This is a genomic window from Mesorhizobium sp. M7A.F.Ca.US.010.02.1.1, assembly GCF_004023085.1.
In the GTDB taxonomy this organism is placed as follows: domain Bacteria; phylum Pseudomonadota; class Alphaproteobacteria; order Rhizobiales; family Rhizobiaceae; genus Mesorhizobium.
In genome coordinates, this window is sequence record NZ_RZRV01000038.1 from 1 (window position 1) to 16597 (window position 16597).

At 61.5% G+C, this 16597-nt stretch carries 16 protein-coding genes and 1 pseudogene; 4 read left to right on the top strand and 13 right to left on the bottom strand.

What is annotated here, in order from left to right:
* From groL to arcD, 6 genes and pseudogenes are all read right to left on the bottom strand, one after another.
* On the bottom strand, positions 1-1161 hold a 1161-nt coding region (gene groL / locus EOA19_RS27535), incomplete at its 3' end, for a chaperonin GroEL (protein WP_128305387.1).
* Positions 1162-1460: 299 nt separating this feature from the next.
* Positions 1461-2247, bottom strand: a pseudogene (locus tag EOA19_RS27540) (IS1 family transposase); the annotation flags it as partial.
* 542 nt (positions 2248-2789) lie between these two features.
* Positions 2790-3731, bottom strand: a complete 942-nt coding sequence (gene arcC / locus EOA19_RS27550; RefSeq protein WP_128305388.1) for a carbamate kinase — start codon at positions 3729-3731, stop codon at positions 2790-2792.
* Position 3732: 1 nt separating this feature from the next.
* Positions 3733-4734 (bottom strand): ornithine carbamoyltransferase, encoded by a 1002-nt coding sequence (gene argF, locus EOA19_RS27555; protein WP_127293784.1) that lies wholly within the window; start codon positions 4732-4734, stop codon positions 3733-3735.
* A 17-nt stretch (positions 4735-4751) separates the two neighbouring features.
* A complete protein-coding gene (locus EOA19_RS27560) occupies positions 4752-5966 on the bottom strand; it encodes an arginine deiminase (protein ID WP_128305389.1) in 1215 nt (404 codons plus the stop codon).
* A gap of 14 nt (positions 5967-5980) precedes the next feature.
* Positions 5981-7447 carry an arginine-ornithine antiporter gene (gene arcD, locus EOA19_RS27565; protein ID WP_128305390.1) on the bottom strand — a complete coding sequence of 489 codons (1467 nt, stop codon included), beginning with the start codon at positions 7445-7447 and terminating at the stop codon, positions 5981-5983.
* A 231-nt stretch (positions 7448-7678) separates the two neighbouring features.
* On the opposite strand from arcD, the gene EOA19_RS27570 reads away from it, so the two are divergent.
* Both EOA19_RS27570 and EOA19_RS27575 read left to right on the top strand, forming a co-directional pair.
* A complete protein-coding gene (locus EOA19_RS27570; protein WP_128305391.1) occupies positions 7679-8326 on the top strand; it encodes a BON domain-containing protein in 648 nt (215 codons plus the stop codon).
* Positions 8327-8399: 73 nt separating this feature from the next.
* On the top strand, positions 8400-9383 hold the full coding sequence (locus EOA19_RS27575; RefSeq protein WP_128305392.1) for a zinc-dependent alcohol dehydrogenase family protein: 984 nt from the start codon (positions 8400-8402) through the stop codon (positions 9381-9383).
* 80 nt (positions 9384-9463) lie between these two features.
* Here the strand turns inward: EOA19_RS27575 and EOA19_RS27580 are convergent, their stop codons facing one another.
* Together EOA19_RS27580 and EOA19_RS27585 are read right to left on the bottom strand one after the other, a co-directional pair.
* Positions 9464-9856: a cytochrome b/b6 domain-containing protein gene (locus EOA19_RS27580; RefSeq protein WP_348629855.1), complete on the bottom strand. Its 393-nt coding sequence runs from the start codon at positions 9854-9856 to the stop codon at positions 9464-9466.
* Positions 9857-10021: 165 nt separating this feature from the next.
* The gene (locus EOA19_RS27585) at positions 10022-10300 is read right to left on the bottom strand and encodes a PepSY domain-containing protein (RefSeq protein ID WP_128305393.1); all 279 of its coding nucleotides are present in this window, start codon (positions 10298-10300) and stop codon (positions 10022-10024) included.
* Positions 10301-10560: 260 nt separating this feature from the next.
* Here EOA19_RS27585 and EOA19_RS27590 point away from each other — a divergent pair, with 260 nt between their 5' ends.
* The gene (locus EOA19_RS27590; protein ID WP_245486344.1) at positions 10561-10935 is read left to right on the top strand and encodes a hypothetical protein; all 375 of its coding nucleotides are present in this window, start codon (positions 10561-10563) and stop codon (positions 10933-10935) included.
* A gap of 210 nt (positions 10936-11145) precedes the next feature.
* Positions 11146-11679, top strand: coding sequence for a plastocyanin/azurin family copper-binding protein (locus EOA19_RS27595; protein WP_245486345.1), 534 nt, complete (start codon positions 11146-11148; stop codon positions 11677-11679).
* A 207-nt stretch (positions 11680-11886) separates the two neighbouring features.
* On the opposite strand, the gene EOA19_RS27600 is transcribed toward EOA19_RS27595, so the two are convergent.
* The 5 genes from EOA19_RS27600 to EOA19_RS27620 form a co-directional block, all read right to left on the bottom strand.
* Positions 11887-12477 carry an NAD(P)H-dependent oxidoreductase gene (locus EOA19_RS27600; protein ID WP_127293774.1) on the bottom strand — a complete coding sequence of 197 codons (591 nt, stop codon included), beginning with the start codon at positions 12475-12477 and terminating at the stop codon, positions 11887-11889.
* A 31-nt stretch (positions 12478-12508) separates the two neighbouring features.
* Positions 12509-12895 carry a hypothetical protein gene (locus EOA19_RS27605; RefSeq protein ID WP_127293772.1) on the bottom strand — a complete coding sequence of 129 codons (387 nt, stop codon included), beginning with the start codon at positions 12893-12895 and terminating at the stop codon, positions 12509-12511.
* A gap of 88 nt (positions 12896-12983) precedes the next feature.
* Complete coding sequence (locus EOA19_RS27610) at positions 12984-14234, bottom strand: MgtC/SapB family protein (RefSeq protein WP_128305394.1); 1251 nt, start codon at positions 14232-14234, stop codon at positions 12984-12986.
* 14 nt (positions 14235-14248) lie between these two features.
* Complete coding sequence (gene trxC / locus EOA19_RS27615) at positions 14249-14698, bottom strand: thioredoxin TrxC (RefSeq protein WP_128305395.1); 450 nt, start codon at positions 14696-14698, stop codon at positions 14249-14251.
* Between the two features lie 28 nt (positions 14699-14726).
* On the bottom strand, positions 14727-16580 hold the full coding sequence (locus EOA19_RS27620) for a heavy metal translocating P-type ATPase (RefSeq protein ID WP_128305396.1): 1854 nt from the start codon (positions 16578-16580) through the stop codon (positions 14727-14729).
* Positions 16581-16597 lie beyond the last annotated feature (17 nt).

Sequence of the window (16597 nt, forward strand, 5' to 3'; positions counted from 1 at the left end):
GGCCTCGGTCGGCGCGCCGACCTTGATGACGGCGACGCCGCCTGCAAGCTTGGCCAGCCGCTCCTGCAGCTTTTCGCGATCGTAGTCGCTCGTCGTATTGTCGACCTCGCGCCGGATCTGTTCCACGCGACTCTTGATTGTCTTAGCCTCACCTGCGCCGCCAATGATAGTCGTATTGTCCTTGTCGACGACTATTCGCTTTGCACGACCCAACTGCTCCGTCGTGACATTTTCCAGTTTGAGGCCGAGATCTTCGGAGATGACCTGCCCTCCTGTCAGGATGGCGATGTCCTGCAACATGGCTTTGCGGCGATCGCCGAAGCCGGGCGCCTTGACGGCGCAGTTTTTGAACGTGCCGCGGATCTGGTTGACGATGAAAGTCGCAAGGGCCTCGCCTTCGACTTCCTCGGCTATCACGAGCAATGGCGAACCGGACTTCGCCACGGCTTCAAGCAGCTTGATGAGATCGTTCAGCGAAGCGATCTTCTTCTCCACGATCAGCACGAGCGCGTCTTCCAGGACCGCCTCCATCTTCTCGGGATCGGTCACGAAATAAGGTGACAGGAATCCACGATCGAACTGCATGCCCTCGACAACCTCCAGAACCGTCTCCGTTGTCTTCGCTTCCTCGACCGTGATGACGCCTTCGCCGCCGACCTTCTCCATTGCCTCGCCGACGAGTTCGCCGATGAGCGGGTCGTTGTGCGCGGAGATCGTCGCCACCTGCTCCTTCTCGCGCCGGGTCGAGACTGGCCGAGATATCTGCTTGAGCGTCTCGATCGCGCGTTTGGTGGCGCGATCAAGGCCCCGCTTGATGTCGATCGCGCTGGCGCCGGCAACAACGTTGCGCACTCCATCGGCGAACATCGCATGAGCCAGAATGGTAGACGTGCTGGTGCCGTCACCAACCATGTCCCCGGTTTTCTCGGCTGCTTGCCTGAGCATTCTCGCGCCAAGGTTCTCCTCGGGATCCTTCAGGTCGAATTCCTTGGCGATGGTCACCCCGTCGTTGCAGATGATGGGAGCGCCCCATTTCTTTTCGATGAGGACCGACTTCGAGCGCGGCCCGAGCGTCACGCGCACGGCGTCTGCGAGTTGAGTTGCGCCGCGAAGAATCTTTTCGCGGGCTGCGGAACGAAACAATACCTGTTTGTGGGCCATGACCGCCTCCGATTTCTATGGGTATTGCCTAACAGGCGTGAGTTCGGCCGGCTTTGATACGCATCAATCACGTTTCAGAGCCACATTGACCAGGATGAATTGATGGCTTTCCCGCTTTCAGTTAGATGGACGGCAAGCCAATTGGGGTACTTCCATGCAGACGAATCAAACGCCTCGATACGACGCCAGCGTCAACACGACCGGCTGCTGGGTAGTGGGTCAGTTTGAAATCTGACCCTGCTTTTTATACGAGCCGCGCACTTTTGGCTGCTCGGCTTCTTTCGCTTCAATCAGCCCTAGATGTCGCCAATCTCCCAAAGCTTGCCTGTCACGCCAGCGGCCATCGCCGGGGCCATGCGCAGCGTCGCGTGGATGCGAACAAATTGTAGTACATGAAAAATGCAGAGCCACGGCATTGGCGTGAGCCTCTACCTTCTTGGAAAAGCCGTTGGTCAGGCGAGTAAATCGGCGCATATGCATCCGCATGGTCAGGTTCTGGCGCTCGGCAAATGACGTGCTGACATGCTTGATGTCTGGGTTGCCTTCGATACGTTCTTTCCGCGCACCAGTGCATTCCGCAGGGCTGTAACGGCCCTTGGCGCTGTCCGGCGAAGCGCCATAGAGCTTGATCAGCATGACGTAGTCGACATCGCCGCCGAACGATAAGCTCTGTGGCCATCGCTGGAAAGTTGGACGCGATTGGCGAGGCGGCGCGAAAGGTCGTCCATGAAGCGCATTGCGTATTCGCTATCGCGCCCGCCGACCAGCCAAGACATAACAAGCTTAGTGTCGGCATCGATAGCCGTCCATGTCCATGTGTCGCCAGCGCCTTCCGGGGCAGCCTTGGCCATCTTGACGTTTTCTGCTTGGCATAGGTGAACGCCCAGATTTCATCGACCTGAATGCTTGCTGGACAGGTTGCGAAGGGCTTCCTCCTGATAGGCGGCACATACCGCGCCAGCGTCCGAAAGGAGCTTCGCAATTGTGTTCTTGCTCATGCCCATAACGCGCGTGGTCGCGCGCATCGAGACCTTCTCAGAGCATGTGCAGGATTTGCGAGCGGGTCTTGGTGTCGAGCTTGTTCATGCCGTAGTTGGAGTTCGGCCTGTCGCGCGACAGTCAGTCAGCGTCGATTGACGGCTTGTCAGATTTCAAACTGAACCACTACCGGCTGCTGCCCCAAATTCAATCCCGCAGGTTGGGACAGGCAGGAACTGCACTTCAAGGACAAGCGGTTTGTCAAAGCCAGAACCCACAGTGTCATGCACATCCCAATGAACATGGGCAGCGTGTTCGCGCGCGTTAACGAGCACATGGACGACGCCGGCGCCTCCGACCCCGATCAGTTCATCGTTCTCAGCAAGGATGTTTCGCCCTGGAGAAGCGAGCATCTTTTCTCTGTGACCAGGCCGGTTCCAGGCGAGGAGACGACCACGCTGTCGGGGCGACTTCCTGACGAAGGTGTTCCAAGGCCCATACAGCCAGGCAAGGAACTGGCACGAGGAAATGCAGCGGATCGCGCTCGCTCGACATAGGGAGCCGCGCGATGTGTATTTCTTCTACACGACATGCCCCAAATGCGCGAAAGTCTACGGCAAGAATTATGTCATCGGTGTCGTGGCAGTAGCCTAACGTTCAGCAGGCTCGAGGGGTGCGGGCAGGGCGCTGGTCTCGAACCATGTGCCGCGTTCTCCTTTGACAATGTTAACGGCGTCATCAAGCTTGCCGATTGCTGCAGGCTTGCCTGTCGCTTCAGTGAACTCGATTGCGGCGGCGACCTTCGGTCCCATGGAGCCGGCCGGAAAATTCTGCCCCGATAGCTCCTTGGGGCTCACGCGCCGGAGCGCCCGAGCAGTCGCCGTTCCGTAGTCGACATAGACGGCGTCGACATCAGTCAACAGGAGCAGCATGTCGGCTTGCAACTGGCGGGCAAGCAGCGCGCTTGCAAGGTCCTTGTCGATAACGGCTTCCACGCCGCAAAGACTGCCATCGTCGCGGGCTATCACGGGAACTCCGCCACCGCCGGTGCAGATGACGATCACAGCACGTTCGACCAGGAAAGAGATCACGGAAGCTTCCAGGATCGCCAGTGGCTTGGGCGAGGGCACGACGCGGCGCCATTTGTCGCCGTCGGGCGCGATCTGCCAGCCGCGTTCATTAGCAAGGCTGCGTGCGGTTGCCTCGTCGTAGACCGGGCCAATCGGTTTCGTTGGGTGAGCGAAAGCCGGATCTTGTGGATCCACCTTCACCTGTGTCAGCAGGGTCGCAAAAAGCCTATCCTTGAGAAGGTTGCCGAGTTCCTGCTCAATGACGTAGCCGATCATCCCTGCGCTCTCGGCGCCAAGCACGTCGAGTGGAAAAGTGCGGCCATCCGAGGTTGCCGCTGCCTGCAGGGCCAGAAGTCCCACCTGCGGACCATTGCCGTGTGTGACCACAATGGAGTGCCCTTCGTCGACGAGTTTGGCCAGCACTGACGCAGCGCGCACGATGTTGGCGCGCTGGTTCCCGGCCGTCATCGGTTCTCCACGGCGCAAGAGTGCGTTTCCGCCGAGCGCAACGACGACAAGCATCTCAGTTGCCGATCGTGGCGACGAGCAGGGCCTTGATCGTGTGCATTCGGTTTTCGGCCTGATCGAAGACGATCGAATTAGCCGACTCGAACACCTCGTCGGTGACCTCCATGCAGTCAATGCCGTACTCCTTCGCGATGAAGGCGCCAATCTCGGTATCGGTATCGTGGAACGCCGGCAGGCAATGCATGAATTTGACGTGAGGGTTGCCTGCGGCAGCCATCACTTCGCTCGTGACCCGGTAGGGCGTCAAAAGCCGGATACGTTCGGTCCAGCCCGATTTATCCTCGCCCATCGACATCCATACGTCGGTGTAAATAAAATCAGCATCCTGGACGCAGCCCGTCACATCCTCGTCGAGGCGGAAGCGGCCGCCGCTGCGCTGCGCCAGGTCGCGAACATGGGCGCAGAACTCCTCGTCCGGCCAGAGCTCTCTCGGTGAAGCGATGCGCATGTCTATGCCGACCTTGGCTGCTCCAAGTGCCAGCGACAGCGCGACATTGTCGCGGCCCTCACCGACGAAGGCGACGGTCATGTCCGACAGATGCTTATGCGTGAATTCACGCATGGTCATGAGGTCGGCGAGGATCTGTGTGGGATGCGCCTCGTCGGTGAGGCCGTTGTAGACCGGCACGCCGGCATGCGTGGCAAGCAGTTCGGCCTGGTGCTGGCCAAAGCCGCGATACTCGATCGCGTCATACATGCGGCCGAGGACGCGCGCCGTATCCTTCATGGATTCCTTGTGGCCGATATGGCTGCCGGTGGGGCCAAAGTAGGTGACGTGGGCGCCCTGGTCGTAGGCCGCCACCTCGAAACCCGTGCGTGTGCGCGTCGAATCCTTCTCGAAGATCAGCGCGATGTTCTTTCTGGCAAGGCGCGGGATCTCGTGTCCGGCGAGCTTTGCCGCTTTGAGGTCGGCCGCCAGCTTGAGAAGAAAGCGGATCTCGTCGGCGGTGAGATCGTCCAGGGTCAGGACGGAGCGGCCGTGAAGATTGATCGACATGGAACGTTCCTTTCGGGTCAGATCGGGTCGCGTGCAATCGGACAGGTCATGCAGTGCCCGCCGCCGCGGCCGCGGCTGAGTTCGGCGCCTTCGACCGTGATCACTTCAATTCCGGCGCGGCGCAGGAGCGTGTTGGTGTAGACGTTGCGGTCGTAGCCGATAACCACGCCGGGCTCGACCGCAATGACATTGTTGCCATCGTCCCATTGCTCGCGCTCGGCCTCGTAACGGTCGCCACCGGTGGCGATGATGCGCAACGATTTCAGCCCAAGGGCTTCCGCAACCACGGCCGTGAACGGGTTTTTCTCATCGGTGACCTCAACCGCCGCCTCGCCATCGCCCGGCCGCAGCGAGAACGTGCGCAACCGGTCCACCACTGGCGGATACATGGTCACCAGGTCGCGATCGCAGAAGGTGAAGACGGTATCAAGATGCATGAAACTGCGGTCCCGCGGCATCAGGGCAGCGATCACGCGCGTGGCTTCGCCGGCTGCGAACAGGCTGCGCGCGAGGTCGCCCACGGCTTGCGGTGTGGTGCGCTCTCCCATGCCGACGAGGACCGTTCCTCCGCCGATCGGCATGACATCACCGCCTTCGAGGCTGGTGCCTGTTCCCAAGTCCGGCGAAACAAAGGGGACGCCGCTGTCGCGGAAGCGAGGGTGGAAGCGGTAGACGGCTTCGACGTTGGCCGCTTCCGGGCGCCGCGCGGGCCAGTACATGGAATTGACGGAGACCGAACCGTAGATCCAGCATGAGCTGTCGCGGGTGAAAAGCTGGTTCGGCAGCGGCGGCAGGACGAAATCCTGGGGGGCGAGCGTTCTTCCCGTCAGACCTTTGGGCTCGAAAGGAAGCTCCGCCCGGGCAATGCCGCCGACAAGATAAGACGCTAGCTGTTCGGACGGCATTTCCTTGAGCCACCCGCGCAACTCGTCGACCATGTCCAGCCCGACGACGCCGGGATGAACCCGGCGGTCGAGGAGCCAGTCGCGGGCCTTGACCAGGCTCATTGTCTCACAAAGAAGTTCGCCAAAGGAATGCACAACGACGCCGCGTTCGCGCAACGCATCGACGAAGACGTCGTGCTCCTGGCGGGCCCGCTTGACCCACAGCACGTCGTCGAAGAGCAGCGCCTTGCAGTTTTCCGGTGTCAGCCTGCGCAGGCTGAGATCCGGGCGATGGACCATCACCTCGCGCAGCCGACCGACTTCGGAGTGGACACCCAGGCTTGTCATCGCTGTCAATCCTCTCACAGCGCGCTGACGGCGCCGGTCCACATCTCGTAAACGGCGAGGATGGCGACAGCGATGAGGGTTCCGGCGAGTGCCGCTTCGGCAGGATGGAAGACGCGCTGATTGGTTTCGCGGCGCGCCCAGACGTAGAAGATGATGCCGGGCGCATAGAGGATCGCGCACATGAACAGGTATGCAGGCCCCGCCGCATAGACGAGCCACAGCCCGTAGACCGTTGCCAGCAACCCGGCAAAAAGCGGACCGGCGCGCTGTTCGCCGGTCGCGAAGCTCTCTCCGGTCAAGGCGAGCTTGGCCGCGTAAGCTCCGGAAAAGATGTAAGGAACCAGGATTGCGGCCGACGCGATGTAGAACAGTGCCTGGTAGGTGCTTTGGGCGAAAAGTGTGATCACCAGGAACGCCTGGACGAGCAGGTTGGTGATCAAGAGCGAGGTCGAGGGCACGCCGCGCTCGCTTTCTCGGCCGAAGAATTTCGGCATCGTCCCATCCTTGGCGGCGACGTGCGGAATTTCAGCCGCAAGCAGCGTCCAGCTCAGGAAAGCGCCGATCACCGACACGACAAGCGCGATGTTGATGAGGATAGCACCCCAGGGGCCGACAACCGCCTCCAACACGCCCGCCATGGAGGGGTTCTTCAGCGCCGCGAGTTCTGGCTGGCTGAGGATGCCGAGCGATAGCAGAGACACCAGGGCGTAAAGTGCAAGGCAGGTGAAGAAGCCGAGAACGGTCGCCATGGCGATGTCCTTGCGGCGCTCGGCACGACTGGAAAAGACGCTGGCGCCTTCGATGCCTATGAACACCCACAGGGTCACCAGCATCGTGCTTTTCACCTGAGCGGCGATCGAGCCGAGACTGGCGTTGCCCAGACCGCTGAAGTCGAGCGACCAGACTTGCAATTTGAAGGCGACGGCAACAACCCCGACGAACAAGACAATGGGAGCGATCTTCGCCACCGTTACAATGAGGTTGATGATCGCCGCCTGACGGATGCCGGCGAGAACCAGGACGTGGATCAACCACAACAGGATCGATGCGCCGAGCACCGCCTGCCAGGTGTTTCCATCGCCGAAGGCGGGAAAGAAATAGGACAGGGCGCTGAACACGATTACCGCGTAGGAGACGTTGCCGACCCAGGCGCTGATCCAGTAGCCCCAGGCGCTGTTGAAGCCAATGAAGGGGCCGAAGCCGGCCTTGGCATAGGCATAGGGTCCGGCATCGAGTTCGGGCTTGCGGGTTGCAAGCGATTGATAGACGAAGACCAGCGCCAGCATGCCGACCGCGGTGATCGCCCAGCCAATCAGGATGGCGAGAGGGCCAGCACCAGCCGCCATATTCTGCGGCAGGCTGAATACGCCTGAGCCGACCATCGAACCAATGACCAGTGCGGTCAGGGAACCAAGTCGAAGCTTTGTTGGCGTCGCGGTCGCGACTTTCCGAACAGGAATGTTGAAGTCAGCCGTAGTCATGGTGCTCTCCCAGATCTGAGACTCTGATGCGAGGCAATGAACAGGAAGACAGAGCTGCCAGCTTTGATGCCGGTCAAATAAAAGTTTGATTTCCGAACGTGAAGTTGAGGGTCACTCGTCTCCCTCGACCAGAGATGGTTTGATCCTCATCAACGTCAACACGAGCTCGCCCCTTCATAGTCAGACCGTTCAACTGAGCGAGCGCGGTCCGCTCCCAAGAGAGGTGCAATCATGAACAACAATATTTTGAGGCAGGACATCATCGATGAACTGGAGTTCCAGCCAAGCATCGACGCGGCCAATATCGGCGTCGCGGTCGACAACAGCGTGGTCACTCTGACCGGCCATGTATCGACCTATGCGCAGAAGGCAACCACCGAAGATGCGGTACGCCGCGTCAAGGGAGTGAAAGGTATCGCGCAGGAAATCGAAGTGCGGCCTGTCGGCAGCAATCTGACAGCCGACGATGAGATCGCCAAGCGCGCTCTGCACTCGATCAGCTGGAATACCGTCGTTCCGGACGGAGCGGTGCAGGTGAGGGTGCAAGATGGCTGGGTGACGCTCACCGGCAAGGTGGAGTGGCAGTACCAGCGATCCGCAGCGTTTGCGGCCATTCGATACCTGGCCGGCGTGCTCGGCGTACACAACAACATCGAGGTGATGCCGCACGCAACGGCGTCCGATGTTAAAAAACGCATCGAAGACGCCTTGAAGCGTAGTGCCGAAGTCGAGTCGAAAGCGATAGAAGTCAACGTGTCCGACGGCAAGGTCACGCTGAAGGGCAAGGTCAACAGCTGGGCCGAACGCCGCACAACAGAACGCGCCGCCTGGGCTGTGCCCGGAGTGCGTATGGTCGAAGACCACATCACAATCGCTTGATGCATCGGAACGTCAAAGGGAAGCGGATCGAGATTCGTTTCCCTTGTTCCTTGCGGAGAAGGCAGGAGTGGTCATGAGAGCAATGGTGCTCGAAAGCATCGGCATGCCCTTGAAGCTGGTCGACGGGCCCGATCCGATGCCCGGGCCAGGCGAGATCAGGCTGAGGGTTGAGGCGTGCGCCGTCTGTAGGACCGATCTGCACGTCATTGATGGTGATCTTCGTCATCCAAAACTGCCGCTCATCCCCGGTCACGAAATCGTCGGCATCATCGATTCTGTCGGCACGGGCGTTGCGCGCTCCAGGATCGGGCGCAGAGTTGGCGTGCCTTGGCTTGGGCACACTTGCGGGCATTGTCCCTATTGCCTCGCACAGAATGAAAATCTTTGCGATCAGCCAGATTTCACCGGCTATACACGCGACGGCGGCTTCGCCACTCATGTCATTGCCGACGCGCAATTCGCCTTCGATCTGGACCCGGATGTCGACGCCGTATCACTGGCGCCGTTGCTTTGCGCTGGCCTGATCGGCTGGCGGTGCCTGAAAAAGGCCGGCGACGGCAAGCGGCTCGGGATCTACGGCTTCGGCGCCGCTGCGCACATCATCGCCCAGATCGCACTGTGGCAAGGTCGCGAGGTTTTCGCGTTCACCCGGTCGGGCGATAGGCAAGCGCAGGAATTCGCCCGCTCGCTCGGTGTGTCTTGGGCCGGCGGTTCGGTTGAATCTGCGCCCAGGCAGCTCGATGCTGCGATCATCTTCGCCCCTTTTGGTGACCTGGTGCCGATCGCGCTTGGCGCTGTCCATAAGGGTGGCCGGGTGGTTTGCGGCGGCATCCACATGAGTGACATCCCGGCGATGGCCTACGAATTGCTCTGGGAAGAGCGTGAACTAATATCGGTAGCAAACCTGACGCGCCACGACGCGGAAGAGTTCTTTCCCGTTGCGAAGAGTGCGCGGGTTCGCACGCATACCAAAGCCTATCCGCTGGACCAGGCCAATCGGGCGTTGGACGATCTCAGGCAAGGGAGATTGAGCGGCGCCGCTGTCCTGGTGCCGTGATTGACAATCGACGAGCATTATCTGGCCCGTTCCCCCAAATAGCTGAGGATGGCGAAGCGGGCTTGTGCGCTGGCAGATCGTCAGGCGACATCCGTGCGCTCGGCCTTGCGTTTTCGCCCGGTCATCATGGCCCAGACCAGGTTTTCGCTATGGCGAACGCTTGCCAGGGCGACGCCGCCAATATGAAGGAAGACGAGCAGCAACAGGCCGTGCGCCGCCGTGCTGTGTGCAGCCTCGACCCACGACACCCCGAAATAGGCGTCCGTCGTCATCAGCCATCCTGTCAGCGCGGTTGAACCTACCGCCGCAATCAGCGCGATCACCATCGCGCCGCCAGCCGGATTGTGGCCGATGTAGCGGGCTTCGCGACCAGTCAGTATTGCCGAGAGATATCGCAGCACCGTCACCGGATCGCGCACGAATTGCGAGAACCGCGCATAGGGCGTGCCCAGAACGCCCCACATGAGCCTCATGGCGACCAGTGCGGCACCGGCGTAGCCGGCCCAATGGTGGATGGCTTGCGAGGAATGGGAGGTGAGCTGAGCACCAGCGCCCAGTGGAAGCTCCGCACGACGCGGTCCCAGACGCGCACCATCTCTGGAGATGGCTGCGCGTCCGTGGCTGCCGAAACGCTCGGATCAGTTTTCGCCGGCTTCAGCATTGTCGAGCTTTTCAAGCGTCTCGGCATTGTAGGCCAGGTTCACCTTCTTGCCGGCCTTGTCGACTGCGTAGACTTCGTAGCAGCCCTTCTCGACCTTGATCTGGCGGACGGTCAGGCCTTCGCCCGTCAGTTGCGCCTCGAGCGTTGCCTTGGGCTTGAATGCCGATTTTGGGGCGGTGCTGCAGCTGCCACCGGCGGCGAGCGCCGGTCCAGCAATCATAGCGGCGAGAGCTGCGAGAACGAGTGTGCGATACATGATCACTCCATTTGGAATTTTGGGCGCGAATGTTGCGCCGGCGGTTGGGATTTCGATTGGTCATGTCAGGCGGCGACGTCACCGTCATTGGTGCGACATAGCCTATTCAAGCTGACAACTGGCTGACAGCCGCATCCGCGCCGCTGATGAGCCACTAGCACCGATCCGTTTGATTTTTGGCGCAAGGACGGCAGCGGCCGTCGGAGCAGGATACGACCGGGACGTGAGCGCTTCTGCTGCCGTCCCGAGGGAGGATTGCCATGAGACCCTATTCAGGCTCGCATTTGCCGCCGCCACGCTCATGGCCAGCAGCACCGGCGGCGTCGAAGCAGCAGCGCTTGTCCAGATCTCGCCGTGGGACAAGGGCGCAAGCACTTGCCTATGGGGCGGCCGGACTCGATCTCGCCAAGGCGACCATGGGCATCAAAGCCTTGCCCGAGGCGGTGAAGGCTGGAGAGGTCACATTCAAGGTGAAAAACGACTCCAAGGACACCGTCTATGAAATGATCGTGATGTACCTTGCCGATCCCGACAGGCCGCTTTCTTATGTTGAGGCGAAAACCGGGTGGATGAGGATAAAGCTGGCGACAAGGGCGAAGTATCAGAGCTCGATCCCGGCACGTCAGGCACGCTGACCGTCGATCTAAAAGCTAAAAAAATATCTGCTTGTTTGCAACGTGCCAGGTCACTACGGCGCGGGCATGTGGACGGAATTCACCGTCGATCCATGAGTCCATGAAACATGCAGCGCTTCGGGTGAAGGTCCATCGCATCCTGGTCTCCGTTCATATCCGCTGTCAGCGCGTTGTCAGCTTGGCTGTTCTAGCCGGGTGCCGCGACCGGGAATGATTCTCAAAACCAGCGCTCACGGGGTCGCCGCGAGCGATCAGGAGCATTTAGACATGAAGCCTTTCAAGACCGGACTGGTCCTCGTCCTCTTAACAGCCTCGGCACCCGCCTTCGCCAACACGACCGTGAACGTCAAGCTATGGGACAAGGAAGGGGTCGTGAACGCCGATGCAAAAATGGGCATGGGCATGCCGGCCAACATGAGCATGGCAGCCATGAGGGTCAAGCTGGACCAGACCGTCGTACCCGCGGGGAAGGTGACCTTTGAAGTCCAGAATACCTCCAAGGACACAGTCCATGAGATGATCGTCGTCCCGATCGCCGATGCGAAGAAGACCACGCTGCCATATGTGCCAAATGAAAGTCGTGTCAACGAGGATGCGGCAGGCCATCTCGGCGAGGTTTCCGAGCTGGATCCGGGCAAGACCGGATCGCTGACGCTCGACCTCAAGCCTGGCAATTATGCAGTCTTCTGCAACATTCCTGGCCACTTCATGAACGGAATGTGGGCGACAATCCTGGTCAAGTAAGGCGCGCCTTGATGAGAACACCCGTCGCGCCAAGGTGCGGCGGGTTTCTCATTTCACATGCGTGGCTGTCCCTGTAGCCCCCTGCGCGATCCAAAACTCGCGCGATTGGCGGTTTGGGCGCCGCATAAAGCCCTGGTGGCTCTGGCTTTGTTTGCGGCGCCGGCAAAGGATGGCTTTGAACCGCTATCCCGGTTTCTGGGCCGCCAGCTAAAGCCCACGCTCACCGAGGTTGCGCATTTGTCCGATCCATTTCGCACGGGTCGCATCGTTGGCGCCAGCGACCATGCCGAATAAGGTCTCGCGCACCGGACTGATGCCGACGAAATGCAGAATGCTTCGCTTCATGCCGGCGATGCCGTGTCCGAGGAACCATAGCCGGTAAACAACGGAAGGCATGCCCATCGTCACCACGACGCGCGCAGAGCGGCCGCGAAGCAGCGTCTTGGTGAACCCGCTGCCCTTGTCCGGGTAGGCAAAGGCCGTTCCAGGCCGCATCACCTGTTCCAGAAATGCCTTGAGCATGGCCGGCATGGTTCCGAGCCACAGCGGGAAGACAAAGACAATGTGCTCGGCCCAGGCCATCGCCTGGGCGGCGTCCTTGAGGCTGTCGGGCACAGCACCGTGCTCAAACTCCTGCATCGTACGTAGCATCGGAAAATCGATTGCTGCCAGATCGACCCGGCGGACGACATGTCCCGACTGTTCCGCACCCTCGCCATAGGCCTTTGCAAGACCACGGCAGAGCCGGTCAGGGGACGGATCGGGATGCCCGACCACAATGAGGATGCGTCGCGACATGGTATACCGCCAGTGAGCTTGCCCCAAGGGGTCAAGGCCGTTCCACTTGTGCCACCTGGTAGGTGTGCATGGTGCCGTTGCGCGCGATCGACACATATTCGCCGGTCACGAAGCGCTCATCGCCGAGATGAAAGCCGATCTCGTCGTCGCGATCGCCTTCGGCATAGTCGAAATACCATTGCCCCCCTGGCTTGCGCCTCAGTCGGCCGATCAAATCTTCCTCGCCATTGCGGAACCGGCGAACACGGCAAGAGGCCTTGTGCGATTTCCACGCTTCCGCATCGAGCCGGCCTTCGCCGGTCAATGGAGCGAGTACGTCGTAACCCTCCTCGCGGTCACCTTCCGGATGGCCTTTCTCGCGCGCGAGCAACAGCCGGACATGGCGGAATTTCGGGGTGAGATCCTTCAGATTGGTCATAACGAACTCCTTTCACGGAGTTTCATAGAGCGGTGGCGGGACCTGGCCCTTGATCCGCATCAAAGAAGGCTCGAGAACCGGGTTTCAATCAAGGGGTGAGCAACAACATCGCGCAGGCGCCGACGATCGCGGCGATCAGGGTTGCGACGGCCAGTGGCGACCAGAACCTGACGGGACCGGCAAATATTGCGAACGACAGGCGGCCGATCGCGTTTGCTGCCAGCGCCGCGAGCACTGCCTGGCCCACAGTGTCGACAGGCACCGAATGCTTGATCAGGCGCAGCGCGCTGAGCACCGAGACATCGACATCGAATGCGCCGGCCAGCGCCGAACTCGCCAGCAGACCGCGCCCACCGAATTGAGCGGCCAGCCCGGCACTTGCGGTCGCGACGATCGCAAAGAGTAAGGCGAAGAGCAGCAACGGGCCCAGTTCGAGTGGATTGCGCGCGATTGCGCTGCCTTCGCCGTTCCCGCTGTCGCGAGTCAGCAGCAATGTTCCGCAGACAGCGAAGGCGAGCGCCGCGGCAATCGCTGGTATGGCGACCCAAACCAACACGCTTGGCTCGATGATCAGAACCACGGCGCAGACGCGGAGGACCGAAACCATTGCAGCCAGCGATGCCGCCCCGGCGAGCGGCAGCGAATTGCTCGCCGAGGCGGCGTTGCGGGCAAGCGCCAAGGTTACGGCGGTGGAGGAAACGATCGCACCGGCGAGCGAACTGACCAGCAGACCACGGGTATTTCCCAGAATGCGAACAGCCACATAGCCGGCGAACGATATGGAGGCCATCAGCACCGTCAGGAACCAGACTTCCCATGGATTGAACCCGCCCCACGGGTCCATCGTCCGGTTTGGCAGCAGGGGCAGAACGATCGCCGTCATCACGGACAGGATCAGAGCTGAACGCAGTTCGATCCAGGTCAGTCGCTTCAAAAGACCGTGCAGGATCTCGCGGCTGGCTAGGATTGCCGCCAATGCCGCCCCACCGGCAGCAGCAGCCCGGTAGTCGCCGGCGACGGAGAGCGCGCCAAGGGCAAAAACGCCGAGGCCAGCGATCACGCTTGTGACGCTGAAATCCTCGTCGTGGACAGCTTCGCGCGCCTTGTACCAGGCGAAAATTGCCGCAAAGGCGATGAAGCCGCCGACCAGCACGGATGCCGCGCCGAGCGCGTTGGCAAGTGCGGCGAGAACGCCGCCAAGCAGGCCGGTTATGCCGAACGTCCGGATGCCGGCCGTGCGACTGCGATCGGGCGCATCCCGCTCTTGCCAGCCGCGCTCCAGGCCGACGAGCAGACCTATTGCGAGGGCCAGTCCCAGCCGGGCGATGAGCGGATCCATTGGCGCGGCGCCTCTCAGGCGGCGACCGTCGGCAGGCGGTCGCGAACCCACCTGACGATCTGGCCTGCCGTCATTGCGCCTGATGTGCGCGCGATTTCGCGCCCGCCATGAAAGAGGATCATGGTCGGGATGCTGCGAATGCCGAGCCTGGCCGCAACAGCCTTTTCATTGTCGGAATTGAGTTTGATCAGGCGAGCGTGCGGCTCCAGTTCATTGGCTGCCGCTGCATAGGCCGGAGCCATCATCTTGCAGGGGCCGCACCACGGTGCCCAGACGTCGACCACGACTGGAAGGCTGCTGCGGGCGATCTGACAATCGAAAACCCGGGCGTCGACATCTTCGGGCTGACCCGAAAACAGCCTGTTCCCGCACTTTCCGCATTTCGCCTCCATGGCATTGCGGCCCAGTGGCAGGCGGTTGACCCCACCACATTTGCTGCAAACCACCAAGTTCCGCTGTGCCATGGCCATTTACCGATCTTGCTCCCAAACACTATGCGCGCCACAGATGTCCATCGCCAAGGGTGCGCAACGCGTTCAGGATAACCGCCACGTCAATCCCTTCCTGAAGCAGCGCTCCGGCAACCGGGGTGATCTGCCCCAGGGCAGCCGCGATCATTGCCAGCCCCGACAGCGCCAGCCCGGCGATGATGCTTTGCCGGGCGATCGATCGCGTTCGCCGTGCAATCCGAACCGCATCGGCGACGGGCTGCAGCCTGTCGGTCAGCACGATGACGTCAGCTGCCTCGGAGGAGGCGGTGGCACCACGTGCGCCCATGGCGACACCGACCGTTGCGGCCGCAAGCGCTGGGGCATCGTTGATGCCATCGCCGACCATCATCGTCGGCGCCAAGGCCTTTTCGGCTTCGACCGCGTCGACTTTTTCGGCAGGGGTCGCATCGGCGACAATGGCGTCGAGGTCGAGCAATGCGGAGATACGCTTGGCTGCCACGCCGTCGTCGCCTGTGAGCATAATCATGCGCGCAATGCCGGCTGAGCGCAGCTTGCCGAGTGCATCATGCGCATCAATACGCAGGGCATCGCCGAAGGTGAAAACACCGGCAAGCCGTCCGCCGAGTGCTACAAAAACCCTGAGCACAGGCTCGTCCCGGTACTTTTCTTCGCCGCTTTTCGCCCAGCCGGGCAGCGGCTTGTCGGCGAGCACGAGAGCCCGCGATCCCGCCGCGATCGACATGTTTTCGACCTGGCCCTTCAGGCCCGCGCCGCGATGCTCGCGCACATCACACGGATGCGAAAGCGCCAGCTGCCTGCCGCGCGCCGCCCGGATGATGGAGTCGGCGAGCACATGGTGCGAGGCCTGTTCCAGGGATGCCAACAACTGCAGCAGATGGTCGACGTTGCGGCCGGGTGCGGCTTCGATTTCGATGAGCTCGGCGCCACCGATGGTCAGGGTGCCGGTTTTGTCGAAGATCGCGGTTCGGACTTGCCCAAGAGCCTCCAGCGCAGCCGAGCCTTTCATTAGGACCCCAGCGCGTGCGGCGCGGGACACGCCGCCGATGAAGGCTACGGGGGCAGCAAGAATAAGCGGGCAGGGCGTCGCGACAACCAGCACGGCCAGCGCCCGGATCGGATCGCCGGAGATGTACCAGGCCGCGCCCGCGATTAGCAAAGTGGCCGGCAGCAGGAACAGGGCAAAGCGGTCGGCCAAGCGAATGAAGGGCGCTTTCACGGTCTGCGCCGCCGCGACCATGCGCACGATGGCGGCATAAGTGCTGTGCTCTGCCAGGGCAGAAGCCCGCATGGTGAAGCTCTCGCCCGCATTGACGGTGCCGCTGCGCAGCATGTCGCCGGCGCTGCGCCGCACCGGCAATGGCTCGCCGGTCACCGCCGACTCGTCGAGCGAGGCCGAAGCACCGAGCAAGATGCCGTCGACGGGAAGCAGTTCGCCGGCGCGCACCAAAAGATTGTCGCCGACAGCGACCTGTTCAATGCGGATCATTTCTGTTCCGGCTGCCGATTTGCGATGCGCGACACGCGGCGAGCGGTCGGTCAGTGCCTTGAGACTCCGCTCGGCGCGGCCGCGTGCAAAGTCCTCGAGCACGGTGCCGCCGGCATACATGATGGCGACCACCACCGCCGCCAGCGGCTGGCCGAGCAGCAGTGCAGCGGACATCGACACCAAAGCAATCGCATCGACGCCGAAGCGGCCAATCCAGAAATCGCGCACTATCGAAATGGTGAGAGCCATGACCACGGGCAACGTCGCCGCCGTCCAGATCGTGTCGGCCTTAAGGGGGCCGCCCCCGGTTCGCCAGATTCCTAACCCAATCGCGAGGCCCAGGATGGCGATGACCAGCAATGCGCGTCGCAGTGCAGACTCGTTCATACGATGTCCCTCGACCG

Coding starts and splice junctions, on each gene's coding strand:
- arcC (WP_128305388.1), bottom strand. CDS start 3,731: ATGCTTGTCGTCGTTGCGCTCGGCGGAAACGCACTCTTGCGCCGTGGA.
- argF (WP_127293784.1), bottom strand. CDS start 4,734: ATGTCGATCAATCTTCACGGCCGCTCCGTCCTGACCCTGGACGATCTC.
- EOA19_RS27560 (WP_128305389.1), bottom strand. CDS start 5,966: ATGACAAGCCTGGGTGTCCACTCCGAAGTCGGTCGGCTGCGCGAGGTG.
- arcD (WP_128305390.1), bottom strand. CDS start 7,447: ATGACTACGGCTGACTTCAACATTCCTGTTCGGAAAGTCGCGACCGCG.
- EOA19_RS27570 (WP_128305391.1), top strand. CDS start 7,679: ATGAACAACAATATTTTGAGGCAGGACATCATCGATGAACTGGAGTTC.
- EOA19_RS27575 (WP_128305392.1), top strand. CDS start 8,400: ATGAGAGCAATGGTGCTCGAAAGCATCGGCATGCCCTTGAAGCTGGTC.
- EOA19_RS27580 (WP_348629855.1), bottom strand. CDS start 9,856: ATGAGGCTCATGTGGGGCGTTCTGGGCACGCCCTATGCGCGGTTCTCG.
- EOA19_RS27585 (WP_128305393.1), bottom strand. CDS start 10,300: ATGTATCGCACACTCGTTCTCGCAGCTCTCGCCGCTATGATTGCTGGA.
- EOA19_RS27590 (WP_245486344.1), top strand. CDS start 10,561: ATGAGACCCTATTCAGGCTCGCATTTGCCGCCGCCACGCTCATGGCCA.
- EOA19_RS27595 (WP_245486345.1), top strand. CDS start 11,146: ATGATTCTCAAAACCAGCGCTCACGGGGTCGCCGCGAGCGATCAGGAG.
- EOA19_RS27600 (WP_127293774.1), bottom strand. CDS start 12,477: ATGTCGCGACGCATCCTCATTGTGGTCGGGCATCCCGATCCGTCCCCT.
- EOA19_RS27605 (WP_127293772.1), bottom strand. CDS start 12,895: ATGACCAATCTGAAGGATCTCACCCCGAAATTCCGCCATGTCCGGCTG.
- EOA19_RS27610 (WP_128305394.1), bottom strand. CDS start 14,234: ATGGATCCGCTCATCGCCCGGCTGGGACTGGCCCTCGCAATAGGTCTG.
- trxC (WP_128305395.1), bottom strand. CDS start 14,698: ATGGCACAGCGGAACTTGGTGGTTTGCAGCAAATGTGGTGGGGTCAAC.
- EOA19_RS27620 (WP_128305396.1), bottom strand. CDS start 16,580: ATGAACGAGTCTGCACTGCGACGCGCATTGCTGGTCATCGCCATCCTG.